The 21,294-nt window shown below is 58.7% G+C and carries 15 protein-coding genes and 2 pseudogenes; 12 read left to right on the top strand and 5 right to left on the bottom strand.

Annotated elements, in window-relative coordinates; all coding sequences use genetic code 11:
* The first annotated feature begins 15 nt into the window (after positions 1-15).
* The 5 genes from KR541_RS35485 to KR541_RS35465 all read left to right on the top strand — a co-directional run bounded on the left by KR541_RS35485 (position 16) and on the right by KR541_RS35465 (position 8,048).
* A complete protein-coding gene (locus tag KR541_RS35485; RefSeq protein ID WP_050016140.1) occupies positions 16-4,263 on the top strand; it encodes an RHS repeat-associated core domain-containing protein in 4,248 nt (1,415 codons plus the stop codon).
* Between the two features lie 9 nt (positions 4,264-4,272).
* Positions 4,273-4,797: an SMI1/KNR4 family protein gene (locus KR541_RS35480; protein ID WP_080334338.1), complete on the top strand. Its 525-nt coding sequence runs from the start codon at positions 4,273-4,275 to the stop codon at positions 4,795-4,797.
* A 69-nt stretch (positions 4,798-4,866) separates the two neighbouring features.
* Entirely contained in the window at positions 4,867-5,292 is a 426-nt protein-coding gene (locus KR541_RS35475; RefSeq protein ID WP_080334341.1) for an NTF2 fold immunity protein, read from the top strand.
* A gap of 234 nt (positions 5,293-5,526) precedes the next feature.
* On the top strand, positions 5,527-6,087 hold the full coding sequence (locus tag KR541_RS35470; RefSeq protein WP_235356264.1) for a double-CXXCG motif protein: 561 nt from the start codon (positions 5,527-5,529) through the stop codon (positions 6,085-6,087).
* A 1,496-nt stretch (positions 6,088-7,583) separates the two neighbouring features.
* On the top strand, positions 7,584-8,048 hold the full coding sequence (locus tag KR541_RS35465) for a hypothetical protein (RefSeq protein ID WP_050016137.1): 465 nt from the start codon (positions 7,584-7,586) through the stop codon (positions 8,046-8,048).
* Between the two features lie 64 nt (positions 8,049-8,112).
* Here the strand turns inward: KR541_RS35465 and KR541_RS35460 are convergent, their stop codons facing one another.
* Entirely contained in the window at positions 8,113-8,316 is a 204-nt protein-coding gene (locus tag KR541_RS35460) for a hypothetical protein (RefSeq protein ID WP_216090201.1), read from the bottom strand.
* A gap of 243 nt (positions 8,317-8,559) precedes the next feature.
* The gene (locus tag KR541_RS35455) at positions 8,560-8,856 is read right to left on the bottom strand and encodes an H-NS histone family protein (RefSeq protein ID WP_060733711.1); all 297 of its coding nucleotides are present in this window, start codon (positions 8,854-8,856) and stop codon (positions 8,560-8,562) included.
* Between the two features lie 981 nt (positions 8,857-9,837).
* On the opposite strand from KR541_RS35455, the gene KR541_RS35450 reads away from it, so the two are divergent.
* From KR541_RS35450 to KR541_RS36885, 5 genes and pseudogenes are all read left to right on the top strand, one after another.
* Complete coding sequence (locus KR541_RS35450; protein ID WP_124631880.1) at positions 9,838-10,818, top strand: hypothetical protein; 981 nt, start codon at positions 9,838-9,840, stop codon at positions 10,816-10,818.
* A gap of 457 nt (positions 10,819-11,275) precedes the next feature.
* On the top strand, positions 11,276-15,892 hold the full coding sequence (locus KR541_RS35445) for an RHS repeat-associated core domain-containing protein (RefSeq protein ID WP_160300524.1): 4,617 nt from the start codon (positions 11,276-11,278) through the stop codon (positions 15,890-15,892).
* 17 nt (positions 15,893-15,909) lie between these two features.
* Complete coding sequence (locus KR541_RS35440; RefSeq protein WP_050016129.1) at positions 15,910-16,311, top strand: hypothetical protein; 402 nt, start codon at positions 15,910-15,912, stop codon at positions 16,309-16,311.
* A 60-nt stretch (positions 16,312-16,371) separates the two neighbouring features.
* Positions 16,372-16,494 (top strand): annotated as a pseudogene (locus tag KR541_RS35435) (H-NS family nucleoid-associated regulatory protein); the annotation flags it as partial.
* Between the two features lie 120 nt (positions 16,495-16,614).
* Positions 16,615-17,038, top strand: a pseudogene (locus KR541_RS36885) (ISNCY family transposase); the annotation flags it as partial.
* 93 nt (positions 17,039-17,131) lie between these two features.
* On the opposite strand, the gene KR541_RS37100 reads toward KR541_RS36885, so the two are convergent.
* The 3 genes from KR541_RS37100 to KR541_RS35425 all read right to left on the bottom strand — a co-directional run bounded on the left by KR541_RS37100 (position 17,132) and on the right by KR541_RS35425 (position 19,401).
* A complete protein-coding gene (locus tag KR541_RS37100; protein ID WP_221624147.1) occupies positions 17,132-17,578 on the bottom strand; it encodes a site-2 protease family protein in 447 nt (148 codons plus the stop codon).
* Between the two features lie 135 nt (positions 17,579-17,713).
* Positions 17,714-17,983, bottom strand: a complete 270-nt coding sequence (locus tag KR541_RS35430) for a hypothetical protein (RefSeq protein ID WP_050016127.1) — start codon at positions 17,981-17,983, stop codon at positions 17,714-17,716.
* Between the two features lie 503 nt (positions 17,984-18,486).
* Positions 18,487-19,401 carry a helix-turn-helix domain-containing protein gene (locus KR541_RS35425; protein ID WP_050016122.1) on the bottom strand — a complete coding sequence of 305 codons (915 nt, stop codon included), beginning with the start codon at positions 19,399-19,401 and terminating at the stop codon, positions 18,487-18,489.
* Between the two features lie 325 nt (positions 19,402-19,726).
* Here KR541_RS35425 and KR541_RS35420 point away from each other — a divergent pair, with 325 nt between their 5' ends.
* Together KR541_RS35420 and KR541_RS35415 are read left to right on the top strand one after the other, a co-directional pair.
* A complete protein-coding gene (locus KR541_RS35420; RefSeq protein WP_050016121.1) occupies positions 19,727-20,800 on the top strand; it encodes a porin in 1,074 nt (357 codons plus the stop codon).
* Between the two features lie 104 nt (positions 20,801-20,904).
* On the top strand, positions 20,905-21,228 hold the full coding sequence (locus KR541_RS35415) for a hypothetical protein (protein WP_011660795.1): 324 nt from the start codon (positions 20,905-20,907) through the stop codon (positions 21,226-21,228).
* Positions 21,229-21,294: the final 66 nt, after the last annotated feature.

The following is a 21,294-nucleotide window of genomic DNA, read 5'->3' as shown; positions in this document are numbered from 1 at the left end:
CAAAGGACCATCATCGTGTACGAAGCCGCACGAGTCACTGACCCGATCGATCACACCAGCGCGCTCGCGGGCTTTCTGGTCGGCGCCGTGCTGGGCATTGCCCTGATCGCCGCAGTCGCCTTCGCCACATTCACATGCGGATTCGGCGTGGCCTTGCTGGCCGGCATGATGGCCGGTATCGGAGCGCAGGCTCTCCTATCAATAGGGGAGTCGATCGGGAAGATGTTCAGCTCGCAATCCGGCAACATCATTACCGGCTCGCCGGACGTCTACGTCAACTCCCTTTCGGCGGCCTATGCGACGCTGAGCGGCGTGGCTTGCAGCAAGCACAATCCCATTCCGCTTGTCGCGCAAGGATCGACGAACATCTTCATCAACGGGCGGCCAGCGGCGCGGAAGGACGACAAGATCAAGTGCGGCGCGACAATCTCCGGCGGTTCGCACGATACGTTCTTTCACGGCGGCACGCAGACTTACCTGCCGGTCGACGACGAAGTGCCGCCGTGGCTGCGAACGGCGACGGAATGGGCGTTCGTGCTGGCGGGGCTGGTCGGCGGCTTAGGTGGGTTGTTGAAGCAGGCTGGCGGGCTGTCGCGCGCGGTCCTTCCTTGCGCTGCGAAGTTCATCGGCGGGTACGTGCTCGGTGAGGCGTTCGGACGGTACGTCGCCGGGCCCGCGATCAACAAGGCGCTCGGCGGGATGTTCGGCAACCCAGTCGACGTCACGACCGGAAGAAAGATCCTGTTGGCCGAATCGGAAACAGACTTCGTGATCCCGAGCCCGATGCCGGTTGCGATCAAGCGGTTCTATTCGAGCAGCATTGACTATGCGGGGACGCTCGGGCGCGGCTGGGTCGCCCCGTGGGAGCTTCGTTTGCACGCTCGCGACGGACGCCTTTGGTACACCGACGCGCAAGGGCGCGAGAGCGGATTTCCGTTGCTGCGTGCCGGGCAAGCCGCATTCAGCGAGGCCGAGCAACGGTATCTGACCTGTACGCCCGACGGCCGCTACATCCTGCATGACATTGGCGAGACGTATTACGACTTCGGCCGATATGAGCCGGACTCCGGCCGCATTGCTTGGGTGCGCCGCATCGAGGATCAGGCGGGACAGTGGTGCCAGTTCGAGCGCGATAGCCGCGGCCGCGTCACCGAGATTCTGACGTGCGGCGGATTGAATGCCGTGCTCGATTACGAGCAGGAACACGGACGGCTTAGCGCGGTCACGCTCGTTCATGGCAATGAGCGCCGCCTGGCCGTCGCTTACGGATACGATGAGAACGGCCAGCTGGCGTCGGTGACGGACGCAAATGGGGCGGTCGTGCGCCAGTTCACATATACCAACGGCCTGATGGCGAGTCATGTGAACGCACTGGGTTTCACGTCGAGTTACATGTGGTCGACGATCGAAGGGCAGCCCCGGGTTGTGGCGGCGCGTACCAGCGAGGGCGAGGACGCGACGCTCGAATACGACATCGAAGGCCGCCAGACCCGCGTTCGTTACGCCGATGGTCGAACCGCGCATTGGCGCTTCGACGCACAGTTTCAGATTGTCGAGTACACCGACCTCGATGGCGGCGTTTACAGAATCAAGTACAACGACGCCGGCATGCCGGTGATGCTGATGCTGCCGGGAGAGCGCACGGCCGAGTTCGAGCACGACGACGTGGGTCGGATCGTCTCTGAGACGGATCCGCTTGGCCGCACGACACGCACTCGCTATGACGGCAACAGCATGCGGCCCGTGGAGATTGTCGGGCCTGACGGTGGTGCCTGGCGTGCAGAATACGATCCGCAGGGTCGGCTGCTGGTGAGTCAGGATCCGCTTGGCCGCGAAAACCGTTACGAGTATCCGAAAGGGCTGACCTCGCTCCCGCTCGCGCACATTGATGCACTGGGGGGACGTAAGACTCTGGAGTGGAATAGGCTTGGCGAGCTCGTCGCGCGCACTGACTGTTCCGGCAAAGTGACGCGAACCACTTTTGATCCGTTCGGTCTGCCGGTTATGCGTGAGAACGCGCTTGGTCAGCGCATCACGTACGATGTGCGTCCGACCGGCGAGCCGCGCCGCATCACATATCCCGACGGAAGTTCGGAGGCCTTCGAATACGATGCAGCCGGGCTTATGGTTCGGCACGTTGGCCTCGGCGGAAGGGTCCGACAGTCGCTGCGCAATGCGCGTGGCCAGGTCGTCGAGATAAGCGATCCAGCAGGGCGCCGGACCCGTTATCGGTACGATGCCGACGGGCGGCTTCGAGAGCTACTGCAGGACCGCGCATGCTATGCGTTCACGTACAGTGCCGGCGGTCGGCTCTTGACCGAGACGCGACCGGACGGCGTGGAACGGCGGTTCGGGTATGGGGACGCTGGCGAATTGCTCACACTTGATATCGTAGGGGCCCCGGTCAATGGCGCTAATGCGAATCGCCCGATTCGCACTATTCGCTTTGAGCGCGACCGGATGGGCAATCTGAAGGTTCAGCATACGCCGACCGAGGTAACCCGCTTTGAGCGCGACAAGGGCGACCGGACTGTGAAAGTTGAGCGTACGCCAACTCCAGCCGGTATTGCGCTTGGCATCACTCCGGACGTCGTGAGTTTCGAATACGACAAAGCGGGTCGCCTTATGGCCGAGCACGGCGTGAACGGCACAGTGGAATATGTGCTCGATGCGCTCGACAACGTGACAAAGCTAGCGCTGCCGCACGACCAGAGCTTGCAGATCCTGCGGTATGGTTCAGGCCACGTTCACCAGATCCGTTGTGGCGATCAGGTGGTGAGTGACTTCGAGCGTGACGATTTGCATCGTGAAGTGATGCGCACACAGGGGCGGTTGACTCAGCGTTCCGCATACGATCCGCTTGGTCGGAAAGTCTGGCAGTCGGCAGGATTCCAACCCGAAGCGCTGGGTCGTGGGCGCGGGCACTTGTGGCGGAATTACGGCTACGACGCCGCTGGCGAGCTCATCGAGATGAGCGACGGCCTCCGTGGCAGTACGCAGTACAACTACGATCCTGCCGGGCAGCTGACCCGGCGGGTGAACACGATGGATCGGCAAGTTGAAGAATTCGCGTGGGACGGTGCCGGCAACCTGCTTGACGATGCGCAGCGCAGTAGCCGGGGGTACGTCGAAGGCAATCGCCTGCTCATGTGGCAAGATCTCCGTTTCGAGTACGATCCGTTTGGCAATCTCACGACGAAGCTGCGCGGAGCGAACCAGACGCAGCGGTTCACCTACGACGGGCAGAACCGACTGATCGCAGTCCGAACGCACGACGCGCGTGGCACGGTCGAATCTCGGTTCGAATACGACCCGATCGGGAGGCGGATTGCGAAGACGGATACCAGTTACGACCTGCGTGGCGTAAAACTGCGCAGCGAGACGAAGCGGTTCGTATGGGAGGGGCTACGGCTCGCCCAAGAGGTGCGCGAGACTGGCGTGAGCAGTTACATATACAGTCCAGATGCGTCGTACTCTCCAGCGGCACGCGTTGATGCGGTTATCGCGAACGCACTGGCGGCGGCAGCGATCGACACGGCGAAGCTGGCGTCGCGGATATACCACTTCCATACGGATCTGGTGGGCGCCCCATTGGAAGTTACAGACGAAGCTGGAGAGCTAGCGTGGGCGGGGCAATATACGGCGTGGGGCAAGGTCAAGCCGAACAGTGGAGAACTGACTTCGGCACGCACGGATCAGCCGCTCCGCTATGCCGGACAATATGCCGATGAAAGCACGGGCCTTCACTATAATACTTTCAGGTTCTACGACCCTGATGTAGGCCGGTTCATTAACCACGATCCGATCGGGCTGCTGGGTGGCGACAATTTGTATGCGTATGCCCCCAATCCTACAGGATGGATCGATCCGTGGGGCTGGTTTGGGGAGAAGCCGTTGAACTCTCCGGATGTGACGAAATGGCTTGAAAAAGGTGGTACCGTTCACGTTGAGGTGGAGTCGGGGACGTGGGTATATACCAACGCAAAAGGTACGGTTGTCCGTTATCCAAATGGTTATCCTGATTTCAAGCCGTATGAGGTCAGATCTGTAGACGTTGAGGGGCTGAAAGGAAATCACAGTAGGGCGCCAGCAGGGGACTTTGGATTGGCGGATGCAAAGGCAGGAAGCCCCGCCGACTACACGAAAAATACTTGGCACCACCACGAGAACATGGTAACGATGCAGGAAATTCCGAAGGATATTCACAGTGAATTCACCCATAGGGGTGGCGTCTCTAATTTGAAGAATCAATCGTCGTGTTAAGGAGGTAAGGTGCCAGTTCTGTATGGAGCAAAACCTGCACAGCCGCTCCTCGGTAAATTGGAGGCGGAACTCGGATTCGTTCTTCCGACGGATTACAAGGATTTTTTGAAGAAGTGGAATGGCATATTCATTGGCGGCGCCGACTATCTCGATTTTGATTTTCTTGGTGTCGATAATGGAATGATTTCCTTTGCTTCGCTTTTTGGAGTCGGAACGAGTAACGAGAATTTTGATTTAATAGAGCAAAACGAGCGTGTCAGAGGTGAGGTCGATTTTCTAAACGATTTCTTTGTGATTGGAGATGACCCGGGGGGTAATTACTACGCGCTGGCGCGACTCGATAGCGTTGAAAAGGTCCTGTATTGGGATAGAACGCATCTGCATGCGAATGACACAGCGAAGCCGGATATTGCAGAGGTGTCAGAATGTGGCAACCTCTACAATATAGCCGATGGATTCTCGGCATTTCTGGATATGATCGTCGCCGGAACAAAACAGATGCAGTTTGTCGCGGTCGACGACTGGCCTGGCTAAAATATGGATGTCATCGTCGCTGAGGTCTCGCACTAGGGCGGTATTTTCAATGATTAAGGGTTGAAGGCGATGAATGACGATTTTGAGCAAGCGCGAACGGCATTGCGATCATTCATGTTGGAAATGAATCAATGGGAAAAGGATTTTTACGAGAAAAAGCATAGTGCTCTGAAAAGTGGTGGCGATGTTTCTGGTATTGATGACCGTGCACGGAAAGATCTTTCTGCTATTTTAGAGAAATGGGCGTTCCAAGAAAAAACAAACCAAGGTCGTTTAATTGACTTGGGTTGTTCGGAGCCACCGACATACGATCCTGAAACCGACGTTGAAGATAGCATCGAATCCGTGAACGGAGAGGTAGTTTTCGCCATTCGCCAGACATTGGGAATGTTGACGATATCCCGATTCACGATGAAGGAAAAGGCGGGTAAATGGATGGTGAAGAAAAAAGAGTTTCTTAATTTTAACGACAAATGGCAGCGTTCAGTTCTCTAACAACGTCGTTCGCCCCGTTTTTCTGATTGGGCGTTGTCAAGCCGGACGGAATGGCGCACCCTTTGGTTCCGTGCAGAAAGGTAAATAGTATCGGTCTGGATGTCGTGGGTGCTGAGAGTAACACGCCGACATTTTTTCTTGAGCCGTGTGAGGCCGGGATGCACGAGGAGTTGCACCGCGCCATAATAGCTGATGGATTCTCGGTATTTATGGAATTTGGATGTGGGGCGGTGCGTGAGTAACGTTTACGGTTTGAGGCAGGATGAAGCATTTCAGCCTCTCGTTCAAGTCGATGATGACGGTGAAATCGCATATGACAAGAGCGTAGCTATACGAGCAACCGCTCTATGTGGGCGAGGGTTTGGCCAAGACTATGACCCCGTTAAGCTTACGTGGGGTACTTCGCGCAGAAAAAAGACCAGCGACGTTCATACGATGCTATCTCCGTTTCTCCTGTTTAGTGAGAGGGCGCTTGATGTATTGGCGCCGGTACTTCGTGGCAGCGGGGAGATATTGCAGGTCGAGGCCCCGATAAAAGACATGCTCGGATTTCATGTAACCCGGGTGATCGAGAATGCCGTCGATATGGACGCATCAAAATTCAAAGTCTACCCTCAGGCGACGGTTTTTAATAAAATATTCCTTCTGAAGAGTCGCATTGAAGGGGTTGATATATTTCGCCTAAAAGAAAGTCCTGCTTCAGTATTTGTATCCGAGCGTTTTAGGGAGCTTGTAGAGCAAAATGAATTAAAAGGGTTCGATTTCGGAGGGGTCATTTCGCAATCTGAGAAGTAGGATTTCGCAACTCCCGGTGACTGGTCAGAGAATGGCCCGGGTGTCCTCGATTTCACGAGAGTAACGTGTGAGAATCATACATCGGGGTGGTGGACTTCTAGGCCTCTATGCGCGGGTACGCCAACGAAAGGAATTTAGCGGAGCAGCAACGTTGTCACTCGATCAGTTGAAGCGAATGCGAGAGGCACTTCGTCCATACGGACTGAAGTTGCTGGAATCAGAATGGAAAGGTTGGCACGCGCAATATCGATTTCGATGTCGCAAGGGACACGAATCCAGCCGATGCGGCTCCTATCTGTTCTACACGATGGTCCAGTGCCCGGCATGTCGCGTTGACGGGGTACTTCGTCAGATCCACCAACTCGCGCGGCAGGCCGGCGGGCGCTGTCTTTCGGAGCAGTATGCGGGCCGCGGCACACCACTCCAGTTTGTATGTAAGGCAGGGCACGTTTTCGAGAAGACCGCCGAGAATCTGCGAAAGGGCTCTTGGTGCGCGCTCTGCGCGAGGGCGCAACATTCGAAACGCATGGCCGATCCGGACGGGATGACACGCATGCGAGGGGCTGCAAACGCGAGAGGCGGCAAGTGTTTGTCGACCGGCTACACGAAACTGACAGCGCGCTATCGTTTCCGGTGTGCTGCAGGCCATGAATGGGAGACTTCAGGTAGTGGGATCGTGCGGGGCGCCTGGTGCCGCATTTGCGCGGACCGAGAGAAGGTACACGCATATCGTCACAAGGACGGCCTGGCAAGGTTACGTGAACGCGCGAGGAGCCATGGTGGAGTCTGTCTCTCGAAGGTCTACGAGGGCAGCAAGGCCTACTATAGGTTCCGATGTGGTGCAGACCACGAGTGGGAGACGCAAGGCGCGAGAATCTTTCGTGGCGCTTGGTGCCCGGAGTGTCAGCGGGAGGCAATGCGCTTTGGGATCGAGCGCATGCGCCTGTGGGCGAGGGAACTCGGCGGGCGGTGCTTGTCCGAAACATACCGAAACGCGGCGACGCGCCTGAAATGGGAGTGCGAACACGGGCATCGCTGGGAGGCCGCTCCTGGGGCTGTTGTTCGGGGGCATTGGTGCCCAGTGTGCAGCCGCGACGGGTCCAGGCTCGGGCTCGAGCTGATGAAAAGCATTGCGCTTGAGCGTGGTGGGAAGTGTGTCTCAGCGATCTATGTGAATAGCGCGACCAGACTTGAATGGGAATGTGCCCGAGGACATCGATGGCTCGCCACACCGAATACGATTCGACGTGGCCACTGGTGTGCTCGGTGTTATTTCATCAGTATCACGACAACCGAAAGGACTCGCCGCAAGCGGCGACATGAAGCGGTCGGGAGGTGAGCTATTCAACCAGATGTGCGGCGCGCCGGCGCGTTTCAGCTCAGTGAGGACGTCTTTGGCGGGCAATGACGCGATAGGATATGGGCCGTTGCTCAATCGCTCATGACGTCCTGTTTTGTTATGCTCTGGTGTGATCGTATGGAATCAGAGACGAACGATGCTCATTCGAGAACAAGGGCGCCTCATCAAGTTGCTTCGGGCCGTGCCGCCGAAGCGGCCTTCCATCAGGGCGCGGGCGCGCGAATGCGTCATCGGTACGTTTCGTGTCGATGAACCTGTCCCGACTGGGCTGCTTGACACTCTGTCCCGCGACGAGCGCAAGCTGCTCGAGCGATGGCTTGAAGCATATCGGGAAAGCAAGGCGCGCGATCAAGTGCGCCCCGTGCTGGCCGGCGCACCCGAACAGCTCGAGAGGCTCGTTGGTGCGCTCGAAGTGGCGGCCGACACTTTGTCGAGCGCCGAAGCAGATCAGATTTGGGCGCAGCTTCATGCGATTGCGCGCACGTTGAAGAGAGCGGGGCATCCGCGGCCGCGAGCAGCACGTCGGTCGCCGGCGGCACTGCCAGGGCAGCAGGACTTCTTTGGTGAATTCGACGAGCTCGAGCGGCTGGCCGAACAATGAACATGCGCCGCTTGATCTTCTCTGTGCGAGGCGGACGGGCATAGGCTGGAGGGCCGGTCGTCGTCTACAACAACGACATCTGGCTCGAAGTGCTTTCGTCGATCGTCTGACCGGTTTCCTTGGCGGGCCGGTTCCGCCGAGTTGCGGATTGCGTATGCCCGTTTGGCACTTCAATTTCGGTGATCTGCTGATACTTACGCGCCCAGTCGGCCCCGAGTACATCGGCGGAGAACACGACACCCGGCGCAATCTGAACAAACTGGCTCATCGGCAGGTCTTCCTAAGCGGACTGAACGTCGAAGTGCGCAGCGGCGTAGCGCGCGCTGCAGTTCCACACTTCGACGCCGTCACGGGTGAACGTAGCCCATCCATCTTTCACGATCATCTCTGCGTGCGGAAATACGTCGCCGTGACCGTTTGCCGAGGCCGCAAATACCGTCCGCTCCCGACATGTCGCCCAGTATGTCCCATCTGGTAAAGATGACGACATTGTGCCCAACTGCCGATCGGCTTACTGTTCGATCAAAAAGCGATCGCGGTTCTTCGCGTTCGCAATCCACTGGGGAGCCTTGCCACGGCCGCTCCAGGTTGCACCTGTCTTCGGATCGCGATACTTCGGCGCAATCGGCGCGCGAGGGCTCGGTGCAACGGCGCGACGTCGACCGAAAAGTTGTTCCGGCGTGATCCCGTATTCTGCAATCTGTTCGCGCATGGAGGAAATGATGGCGTCCAGCTCGGCAAGTCGAGCTTCTTCTGCTTGTTGTGCCAGCGCTTCTGCCTGCGCTTTGAGCTCGAGATATGTAGGCATGAGAGTGTAGGATCCTTTTTCGAAATGTTTCGGTAGGTTAATCGTTCCGAAGTCAGCGGTAGTCACGAAACTTCGGCTCACGAATTATATCCGCGATGGAGAGATAGCCGATCGCAATTGACCTCACGAGCGCACGCTCAATATTCTCGCGCGCTGGCTCGGACTGCCCCGACGTGTGAAGGTCGCCCAGACCTTGTCGCTGCCAATGCCCCGACAGAAAGCAGGAGAACGCGTATTGCAGTATCACGCGGCATTCCAGGCCCTGCGCATGGGTCGCGGCTCGGTGCATGGGGCTGGCTGTTCTACTCCAGCTGATTGTGCTTTGGGGCTTCATCAACGAAACCCCCACACGAATTGTGTGTCGAGGTCCCGCTGGCAACCGAACGCGGCATCAATGCAGCGCTCGAGTTGGGCAAGACGACGGATAACACGAGATGTCGAGCTGGTCGTGCAGTCCGCTCGGCGCCGACCGCGTCCCGCATTTCAGTTCCTGTGGTGTGTGAGATCGTGCCAGCGTTGCGAGGTACCGCTGACCCCGGACCAGAATTAATCCCGGTCGGACATGGAGATTTCCGGCCCCCAGCACGGCCGATCTATCGCGCAAGGTACAGGTAGCAACCAAACTCAGATTTGGCAAACCATTCTCCCGAGTTCGCTACAATTTTTCCGTAATCGCGTCGGAAGCAAACCAAATGTCCGCCCCGGCAATATCTGGAAAATTCTGGCCTTCCTGTCCGCCCAGGCACAACATGGGAATTTCTCCAATTTTGGACTAGACTATTTCTTGGACTAGGGTCCCACTTAGAATCATAATCAACACAAATCCTGCTCCGCTTGTTACTGGCCAGCAACGGAGAGGCAGGCGCCCGCAGTTTAGACATAAACACAACTGAGACGGATGTGAAATTTCGCCGCGCCCACACACGGCGGATCGCATTAATCTCTCTCACCACTAACGTTGTGCGGCACGGGGAATCGAATATGACATCACGTCTTTTCGCGACTATCGGCTCTCTTATTTTTCTCATCGCGGGTGCCGGCCCATCCGTGGGACAAGCACAATGTACGCTGCCAAACCAGTTGGTCAACGGCCAGACTGCTGACGCGTCTAAGGTGATGGATAATTTCAATACGGTGGCGGGTTGCGCGAATGCCGCCGTGGCGTCTTCAGGTGCTCCCGTGAGCGGGAATTTGGCGGTATTTTCTGGCCCCAAGTCCATCACCAGCGGCGACCTGTCCGGCGATTGCTCCACATCGGGGACGACGACCCTAACCTGCAACAAGGCATCCTCGGCGCAGTTCGGTGTCACCAAAGTCGACGGACACACCATTGTATCGAGCGGTGGTGTTATATCGGCCACTGGCGGGAACGCTGTTGAGGCTGCACGGACGCTTCCGAAGATCGCTCAATTCACCTGGAATAACCAAGGTTCAGCAGTCGCGACAGACGGCAAGGCATCTCTCATCCTCAATCCAGTCAATGCGACATCCAATGTTGAATCGCTCGAGCAGCCTGCACCAGACGCGCCATGGGACGTCTATATGCGCATCGAGGTGCCCGTTTTTCAGGCATCGAATAACCAAGCAGGCTTTTGGCTGCGTAATTCGTCGAACGGGCGGATGATATTTTTTGGTTACTACAATTCCGGCACAGCTTGGCCGGCCCAACTCATCGCGCAACGGTGGACGAATAACACCACTTGGTCCCAAACGCTGAGCGGCTTTCCAGCGTCGGCCGCAGCGTGGACACCCTGGCTCCGCGTGTCGAACGATGGAACAACACTCACGTTTTATGTCAGCTCGGACGGATACGATTGGGTTCCCGTGCCCGGAGGTTCTGAGCCACTTGGCACGTTCCTGACCGCACTTGGCGGGGGACTGGACATGGTGGGGCTTGGCGTCTGGGCACAAGGGCAATCCATCATGCTCGTTCAGTCGTTCAGCTTTACAGCACCGAACTGATAACCATCCAACCGTCGGAAATTGACCGTGATGATGCTCCGGTCAATCCTATTGGAGGCGGCGCATGTTCTCCAGAAATTGGCAACTCGCAATCTATTTCACGGTGATTGTCTTTGGTCTGTTCGGGAGCGTGCCCGTAGAAGCCGCGAGCGCCACCACGCAGTACACCTACGATCCGCTCGGACGAGTGACGACCGCGCTATACGACAATGGGATCTGCGTCGTCTATAGCTATGATGCCAACGGGAATCGGACCTCTCAAACCAATACTGCGGGCAATGGGGTGCCCCCAATGACGTGGGGGACCGGAGTATGGGGTTGCGTACCCTGGACACCCTCCTAACCCTACTTGCTTCGCTACTCCGTTTGCCAAACGGAAGACATTGCCTTCAGATAACGGCTGCATAGCCGCCGTTTCCGGACAAGACATCCGAGGTTGGGTATGAGAATAACGAATATGCGATACGTCGTCGCGCTCCTCGCCACAGTCTTTGCACTCTTGCCGCTCGCGGGCCACGGGCAATCGCACCCGGAGCAAGTTTTGCCAGGGGGAATCCAATCTGGCGGCTCCGATGCCATTCGCGTCGCGGGCTTGGCCGAGCCGCTTGTACGCGCTGGCGCTACAACACCGACCGAAGATGGTGCGTTGTCGAACGCATTGTCGACGTATCGGGCCCGCAGCGAGCCAGATGACATCCGCAGTTTGACGACGTTTCTCGCGCACTATCCACACTCCGGCTGGGCACCGGCCATCTACGCGAATTTGGGCTTTGCCTATCTGCACGATGGCTTCTTATCGAAGGCGATCGACGCCTGGCAGCAGGCATGGGCGCTCGGCAAGCGGGCGAACGATCCGCAAGCCAAGGCGGTTGTCGATCGCGCGGGTGCTGAGCTTGCCGCGTTGTATGCGTCGCTGGGCCAAATGCAAAACCTGTCGAATCTCTTCGATGACATGGGCGACCGTGCGATCGCGGGATCCGCGACCGAGCGAATCCAACAGGCACATGAGCAACTGGCTCTGGTGAACAAGGATCCGCGGCACCTATTCAATTGCGGCCCGGTCGCGCTGAGGCTGATGATCCTCTCGCGTAACTCGCACAATCGGCAAGCAGACCGGCTGCAATACTACCGAGCGGGCTCAAACGGGACGAATCTGGCGGAGCTCGAGCAGCTCGCCGGCAACGCGAAGTTTGCGTCTCGTGTCGTGTACCGCCAACCAGGCCAAGCGGTTCCGGTGCCGTCGATTGTTCATTGGAAGGTCGGACATTATGGGGCGATCCTTGGTCGCGCCAATGGCCGGTATCACGTGCAGGATCCTGTGTTCCCTGGTGACGGTCTATGGGCAAAAGACAAGGCTCTTGATGCCGAAGCGAGCGGTTATTTCCTAATTCCATCTAGTACGCCGCTGCAGCCGGGATGGCGAGTTGTCGCCAAGGGTGAGGCCGAGTCCATTTGGGGAAAGGGGCCCACGAGCGCGACCCAACCGGGTGACGCCAACGATCCGACCGCCAACAACGGACCGAACAATTGCAATAGCCCGATGTGTGGCTATGACATCAAGGAAGGGACAGTCGGCGTTACGCTGTCGGACACCCCGGTCGGTTACGTGCCACCAATCGGCCCGTCGATGAAAGTGAAGGTGACGTACAACCAGCGCGAAGACAGCCAGCCCGCCAATTTCACATTCTTCAACGTTGGTCAGAAGTGGACATTGAATTGGCTAACCTACGTGACTGACGACCCGACAAATGCGGGCGGGAACGTGTCACGCTACCTTCCCGGCGGAGGAGCGTACTACTATACCGGGTACAGTGCTGGCACTGGACGCTTCACTCAGCAGAGTGATGACGGCTCGATACTGCTGCTGGCATCGCAATCGCCCATCACCTACCGTCGCATGCTCGCGAACGGCGGCGTCGAAGTTTACTCGCAGTCCAATGGTAGCGCCGCGTATCCGCGGAGAATCTTCCTGAGCCAAGTGATTGACCCGCAGGGGAATGTGGTCACGCTCAACTATGACAGTAGTCTGCGATTGACATCGATTACGGATGCGACGGGTAGGCAAACAACGTTCGCATATGGACGGCCCTCGTCGCCGTTGGCTGTCACCCAAATTACCGATCCGTTCGGGCGCAGTGCAATTCTGCGTTACGACAACTCTGGCCGGCTCACCTCGATTACAGACGTCATCGGATTAACTTCGAGTTTCGGCTACGACGCCAACTCACTGATTAACAAAATGACGACGCCTTACGGCACGACGAGTTTTTCGTATACGGCGCCGACCTCGAGTGGGCCACCGAGATTCGTCGATGTAACGGATCCGTTAGGCTATCACGAGAGGGAGGAGTGGGTGGAGCCGGCCTCGATACCGGACAGCGATCCGGCTGCCACCGTGCCGCAGGGTATGCCGATTACCTTGACCAACCAGTATCTTTCGTATCGAAGCAGCTTCCATTGGGACAAGAGTGCATACGTCACGGCGGGGTGTACTCCGACGGGCGGCTGCGACTACACGAAGGCACGGGATACGCATTTTGCCCACGTGTCGGGCGGGGCCGCAACAAAGTCGACCACGATCGAGAGTATCAAATATCCGCTCGAGAATCGCATCTGGTTCGCCTATCCAGGGCAGACCCAGAGTATCGCCGCGGGAATCTACAGTAGCCCCATAGCGACTGGCCGCGTCCTGGATGACGGCTCAACCCAGCTGACGCAAGCGTCATATGACACTTCCGGCTTCTTCAACCAGATCCAATCGAGTGATGCAGTAGGCCGGGTAACTGGGTTCAGCATTCCAAACCAGATCGATCTAGCTGCAGTGGTGCAGACGACAGCTGGTGCTCGGACAACCGTTGACCAGTACACCTACAACTATCTGCACCGCCCGATCGTACATACAGATGCGGCGGGGCAGACGACGATTAGCGCGTATAACGCGGCGGGACAGTTGACCGCGAAGACTAACCCGCTTGGTCAGACAACGCGTTATCAATACGATCCGAACGGAAATCTGACATCGATTGTGAATGCCAACGGGGTAACCTCGGCATCCTATACGTACGATACGTTCAATCGCGTTGCGACTTTTACCGACTCTGAAGGCTGGCAAGTATCGTATAGCTACGACAATGCCGATCGTGTTACGCGGGTCACCTACCCCGATGGGACGTACAAGAGGTTCACATATGACAAGCTGGACCTTGTTTCATATTCCGATCGAATTGGTCGCGTCTGGCGCTATACCTACGATGCGAATCGTCGACGGACCTCGATAGTCGATCCGGGCGGTCAACAGACTCTTCTGAACTATGATCCAAGCGGGCGGCTTGTCAGCCGAACGGATCCCAAGGGTAACGTCACAAGCTGGGACTATGACGTGCAAGGCCGATTAACGACGAAAACCTACGCGGATACAAGCAAGGTCACCTATACCTACGAGAATACGACGAGTCGCGTGAAGTCAATTACCGACGCGCTCGGACAGACCAAGCAATTCAATTATGCGAAGGACAATGCGGTTACGGCGATCACATACACCGGTGCGGTAAATCCGACGCCGAACGTTTCGTTTTCCTACGATGCGTATTGGCCTCGCATCGTGTCGATGAGTGATGGTACGGGCACGAACCAGTATAGCTACGTGCCAGTCGGAACATACGGCGCACTCCAACGTCAGCAGGAGAGCACGCCGTTTGCGAGCGGGACAATCTCCTATGCTTATGACGCGCTCGGTAGATTGAGCAACCGAACAGTTGCAGGTGCGGGGCCAGAAACTTTCCAGTACGACGCGCTTGGTCGACCGGTGACCCATGCAAGTGATCTGGGTTCTTTCACACTTGGTTACCTCGGACAGACCCGTCAGATCGCGTCACGCCAGCTTGCGGGTGCCTCGCTCGGAACGACATGGAGTTATCTTCCGAATTCGGGTGATCGGCGTCTTTCCGGTGTCAATACGACCGGATTGTCGTCTGGCCAGTACACAACGTTTCAATATACGTCAAACGACGAGGACATGACGACGGGCACCACTCAAACGAGTGACGCAACGATTTCCTATCCGTCAAGCGCGACGACGCAGACAGCGAACTACAATACGCTCAACCAACTCACGACGCTGTCAAATCCGCCCGCAGCAAGCCAGCCTTTGACGTACGACGCCAACGGAAATCTCCTATCGGATGGAGGGCGCACGTATAGTTGGGACGCCGAGAACAGACTGGTCGCGATCGCGTATCCTGGCCAGTCTGGCAAGGCGACCAGTTTCACCTATGACGGGCTGGGACGCAGAACATCAATTAGCAGTACGCCCGCGGGCGCTGGCGGAACGGTAACGACTTCCTACATCTGGTGTGGTCTGCGTCCTTGTCAAGCAAGAGGCATCAGCAACGCCGTGACACGCGGCTACTACGCGGAGGGCGAATTCCAACCGGGGAGTCCGGCGCAATACGCCTATTACGGGGTCGATCAAATCGGATCAGTTCGACGGGCCTTTACGAGCGGTAGCGCACCGGCTTACGACTATGACGCATACGGTGCCGCGTTGCAATCGAATCCCCCCTTGACCGACTATGGATATGCGGGGATGTTCGCGAACGCGGATAGCGGTCTGTACCTGACAATGTTCCGCGCCTACGATCCCGTGACGGGGCGATGGCTCTCACGCGATCCGAGTGGCGAGACAAGCGACTCAGAAGGAAACCTGTACGCTTATGTCAGTGGGGATCCGGTGCAGTTCAGCGACCCGACGGGGTTGCAGGCAATTCCAATTCCCATTCTGCCGCCAATGCCTGCGCCGGGTTGCAGTCCTGATACAGGAGGTGTTCCGAACTGGTTCATGGATCTGTTTAATGGGCCGACGTTTAATAGGCCAAAAAATCCTCCCGATGAGGGTCCCGAGAATGGTTGGATTGAGGGGCCGCGTCGAGGACGTGAATACGGACCGGATGGCTTGCCACTGCGCGATTATGACAAACCGCATCAAGGCAATGAGGTCGACCATGTGCATGAGTGGCCGGGGGGAGAGCGCGAGGAGCCAGGGCGCCCTTATTCTCCATGGCCCCGCAGGCCATGACAAACAGGAGTTCACCAATGATCGATTTCTCTGATTTCGTAGAAGCGCATGTCACTGGGATCGTCCTGACCGAGGACGATAATGGTGTCAGCATTTCTTTCCGCGGACAAGCCAAGCAGCGTTTCACCCTAGTTGCGAAAGGAGTGGAGCGTTTTGTCGCTGAAAAGTTCCGCGACAAGAGCATCGTTGACAGGGCTTTTCTATGGGACTTAATGAGTGATCCGAATGACTATCGGACCTCGCTAGCGCTTCTGCTGTCAGGGGTACCCCGTGACCAAATGAATGAGGCCATCTGGCTACCGGCAGTTGAGCGCGAGATCGCTGCGATCAAGCGCGGCGAGAAAGTCTTCCTTGAAATCGAGCCTGTATATGGAGGTTGGATTGTTCTTCTGGCGAAGAGCGTAACCGTAAGTAGATAGACGCCTTCTGGTGTGACACCATGGCACGGGATGCCTTCATTCGCGGCGCCTCTGCACTTGCGTACTCCCTCCGTACCGAAATATCAGAATCCGAAGAGCGGCGCCACCTGGAGCGGTCTAGGCAAGCCGCCTTCGTGGATTGCCAAGGCCAGAAATCGAGACCGCTTCTTGATTCCGCAATGAATTCGAGCCGGCGGGTCACCTTCGGTAGCTCACCGAAATCCGGCGGCTCACAGCAGGGGCTGAACCATTCCTTTCCACACGCGCCCACTGTCTGCTGATTTCGTTAGGAATTCATTTTACATAATTGTATCTGGCGAATTTTTTGTTGTAGCAGCTAGATTGAAATGTCCGCTTTGGTGTGCGGCAGCACGGCTGGAGTTGACGACGCGGCAGGCTCGCCGGCTGGTCGCCCGGCTGCGTGAGCATGGCCCGGCGGATTTGGTGTCTGGACACCGAGCGAAGCCTGGCAATCGTCGCCTCGACCCGGGAGCCGCCGACCGGGCGCTGTCGTTCATCCCCGATCGCTACGCCGATTTTGGGCCGACGCCGGCCTGCGAGAAGCTCTTGGAATGCCACGGCATTCGGCTGGCCAAGGAAACCAGTCAGGAAGCTGATGACGGACGCTGGCTTGTGGATTCCGCGCCGGCAACGACCGCCGAAGGTGTATCAGCCGCGAGCGCGCCGGGCGTGCCTGGGCGAACTGATCCAGATCGATGGCAGCGACCAGGATCGGGGATGGCGACATAGCGATGCAGTTCGCCCTGGATTGCCGCGCCGTTATTGCCTTCGCTGACTGTGCGCGGGTTCCCAATCGCGCTCAGGGAGCTTTTTTGTACGCCAGCAGTCCCCGCATCGCCTCTCCATCTGACCAACGACCAATCTCTGGATGGCGCGTTGCGAGGTTCTCGAGCCCTGACAGAACGACAACAAGCAGGACCCCCGCTTGTGAGGCCGTCTGTCCCTGGAGAGGAAAGACGCAAACTACCGCCGCTGCCAGAAACGTTGCACCCACGCCTGCAGCGTACACCGCGACACGCCGTGGCCGGGATATCGGCAACCATTTGAATTCGACGTGACCGGTGAATGGTAACCAACCATGCAGGAGCCGGAAATTCGGGCCGAACTGAAGGACCAAGCGCTGCTTTCCACCACCAAGTCTGAGCTCCGAAACGGGTACGCCGAATGCGATCCCCATCAGCAGATGCCCAAGCTCATGGATGACCGTCGATACCGGAACGGAAAGCCAAGCTGAGGCCACTAACATAAGCGCAGGGTCACGGTAGGCCGGATAGAGGTCAGCTGCAGCCGCGCTTGCGTAGATAAGCGAAATTGTTAATACGGGTCCCTAGATGAAAGACCATATCCGACTGATTTTCCGTGCCGTTACTCCGTCCACCGGCTACATAACCCAGAAGTACGAAGCGGCAAGGAGGCCCAGCGCCACGCTGACGGTTGCGGAAGCGATCAAGACGATCCGATCGCGCTCTCTCAATGGACCGTCTTCGTTCCAGGCGGTTACGGTGAACACCGTTGCTGCGAGGTATGCAACAGTAAGCGTCAGAAAGGCCGCGATCCCGTTCTTCGGCATCGCGTGCCCCAGCATAGAGCCGATCGAGAACATCACAATGAATGTCGAAATCGGAAGTGTGAGCGCGATCAGGCGCGTCACGCCCCCGACCCGCGTCCGCCTTTTAGTGTTTTTTTAGTGTTCAGACTGGGGTAAGGGAAGTTTGGCTTTGGGGGCCGGAGTGCAAAGCCTTGCTGGCATTGCCTCGGTACACAGCCACAATTCAAAGTTAAATGAAACGTGATGATCGGGATGGTCCGTCGAGGTGCGCTGGAATTTGCCGAAGCGCCGGCTGGTTACGGCCATCGAGCGGGTGAGCCGCCGACGGTGGCCGAGCCTCTGTTCGAGACGCGGTTTTTATTGTCTTTTTAGTGTTCGTCGAGCCGCGTGATGAATCCGGACTTGGGCTTGCCGATCGAATCGGATCGGGATGTGAGCGTTGTTCGATCGCGGTCGCGCATCACGTCGGGCGGCCGATGCGCGTGTGGACGCGGAAGTTTGACGGTTTTTATGTAGAAACTTCAGGGGGCCAGGTCAGGAAGAACGGTGCAGGAACGCACGCGATGCGGGTCCACCGGACCGCGCATGGTCGATGCGACGCCGCACTACGCCCGGTCGAGCAGGTCGGCGAGCAGCCTGGCCCCGGCGGCCCCCTTCGTGGAATCGGTCCACAGCCGGTCGATCATCTTCCGGTACATCGCGACGGCATCCGCCGACGTGGTGATCGTCGCGATGCCGGTACGGATGTTCGGCAGCTCGCCGAGCCGGAACGGCGATACCGCGATATGCGCGCTGTCGTCGTCCTCGAAGATCTGGAAGGTCTCGTTCGGCAGGTTGTCGCTGACGATGCCGATACGCACGCCTTTCGCATCGTCCTCGAGCATCCCGACGATTCGCATCACTTCCCGGCGCGCCGCCAGTTTGCGCTCGAGCTGCACGCCCGGCGGCAGCCCGAGGCGGCCGACCAGGCCGTGGTGCAGGAACTGCTCGATCTGGCGCAGCCCGATCAGGCTCGTCACGTTCAGCGGTGCGCGTCGGAACGCGGCTTTCCGGTCCGCGAGGATCGCCATCACTTTCGACAGCGTCTGCCGCCACGCGGCATCGGTCAGCGACGGCGGGATGCTTTCCTCGAGCATCTGGCGCAGCCAGCCTTCGTAATCGTCGGAGGTCAGCAGGAACGAGAACGGATCGAAATGCGCGAAGATCCGCTGCGAGCGGCTCTCGATCTGCCGCATGCGCTCGAAATAGCTGATCGCCGAATCGTGATACTCGACCTCGACGCCCATCAGGTTCGCGAGCGACACGCCGAACAGCGCGGCGAGCCGCTCGAGCGTATCGATCTTGACGATCTCGCCACGTTCGAGCTTGTAGACCGCCGCGCGCGAGATGTTCAGGCGCTCGGCGACATCCTCGCTGCGCAACTCGGCAGCCATCCGGTACGCGCGCAAGCGCTCGCCAATGCTGTCGAAGTCGAAGCGCGCGCCGCGCAGACGTGTTTTTCGGGAACCGGCGGTGGACATGAAGTACCTCTAGGTGGCGGGTGAAAAATCGACAGACACCGGTTGCGCGACCGCGCCGCCATCCTGCCGGGGGCATCGCGAAGATCGATGTTTGTCTATTTTTTTGTATCGGGTATTTTAACGTAGCCGACGACGGATGCTCGCACACCCGCGGCTTGCGCTCGTCTTGTGCGCGGTAACGGCCTGCGACCGGCCCGTGTCCGTGCGCGGGCACGCCGTCTAAATATTTGGACGAACGGCGCGCGCGCAGACGTGTCGGCGATAGAGGCATCGCACCTTCCAGACATTCCCACGTGCCGGCCCATTGCGCCGGGAGGAGAAAAGCATGACGTTGCGCACCCCGTGCGCCCGATTTCGGGCAGGATTCCTGATGGCCGGCGCGGCAGGCGCCATTGGCATCGCGCCGCTCGCGCACGCGCAGTCGAGCGTGACGCTGTACGGCGTTGCCGACGCTTTCGTCGGTTCGGTGAAGCAACCCGGCGCTCGCACGGCGCTCGTGCAGTCGGGCGGCGGGATGACGACGTCGTTCTGGGGCCTCGGCGGCAGCGAGGATCTCGGCAACGGCAACAAGGCGTTCTTCGTGCTCGAAAGCTACTTTCAACCGCAAAGCGGCGCGTACGGCCGCTACGCCGGGGACAGCCTGTTTTCGCGCAATGCGTACGCGGGATTGCAGACGCGGTTCGGCCAGCTTCGTCTTGGCCGGATCACGACGCCGCTGTATCTCGCGACGATCCAGTTCAACCCGCTGTTCAATTCGTACACGTTCTCGCCGATGATCTTCCACACGTTCAAGGGCGTGGGCGCCGAGGGCGTGGTCGGCGATTCGGCGTGGAACAACGCGCTCGCCTATACGAGCCCGACGTTCGGCGGCTTCAATGCGGGGCTGCTGTATGCACTCGGCAATACGGCCGGCCGGAACGGCGCCAAGAAATGGAGCGTCAACGCGAACTACGCGCGCGGCGCGTTCGCGGCCGCCGTGGTCTTCCAGTACGTGAATTTCAGCGCGACGCCTGGCGATCTCGACGGCGCGCTCGCCGCGGCGCCGGGCCTGTCGAGCCAGCGCACGGTGCAGGTCGGCGCGTGGTACGACTGGCGTGTCGTGAAGCTGTTCGCGCAGTACATGAACGTCGCGAACCGCGCGCAGCGCGGCAACTTCCACGGCGATACGCTGCAGGCCGGCGTCAGCGTGCCGATCGGCGTGGGTTCGCTGCTGGCGAGCTACGCGTATACGCATTCGAGCGGGGCGCTCGCCGACGGCGCGCATCGCAGCACCGGTGCGCTCGGCTACGACTATCTGCTGTCGAAGCGCACCGACCTCTATTCGGCGATCAAGGTCGATCACGTCGGCGGGCTGTCGACCGGCATCACGTACGGCGCGGGCCTGCGCACGCGTTTCTGACGCAGGCATCGCGATGCGAGGCTTCGCGGTTTACCCCGATACATCGGACGCTTGCATTCCGTTTTTGATGCGGGTAGTCTAAATATTTAGACGAGGAGGAAAGCATGAACCTTATGGACGCCACGCAGTGGCTGGCACAGGACGTCGTCGGCTTTTCCGACATTCACCGGTTCGCGACGCGCTGCCGGGACGCGGCGGCGCCGCACGGGCGGGAATCGGCGGCGCTGGTGCTGCTCGCACAGGCGGCCGCGACGTTCGCCGAACGGCAGGAGGGCGTGGCGGTCTGCACGGAGACGGTGCAGGCGTTTCTCGCCGAACTGCGCGAGCACGCGCGGCGGCTGAGCGATGCGAGCGGGCGCTCGGACGACGCGCTGCTCGCGGCGCTCAACGGCTTCGCCGCGCAGGTGTCGAAGGAACTGGTCGTCTGATGCGCGACGCCGGCGCGAATCTGCCCGGGCCGCGCCCTTAAGCTGTGCGATGCCGACGATCGGGTC

Origin of the sequence: Burkholderia sola, assembly GCF_905400185.1 — a bacterium.
Taxonomy (GTDB): Bacteria; Pseudomonadota; Gammaproteobacteria; order Burkholderiales; family Burkholderiaceae; genus Burkholderia; species Burkholderia sola.
This window is presented reverse-complemented; position numbering and strand designations above follow the sequence as displayed.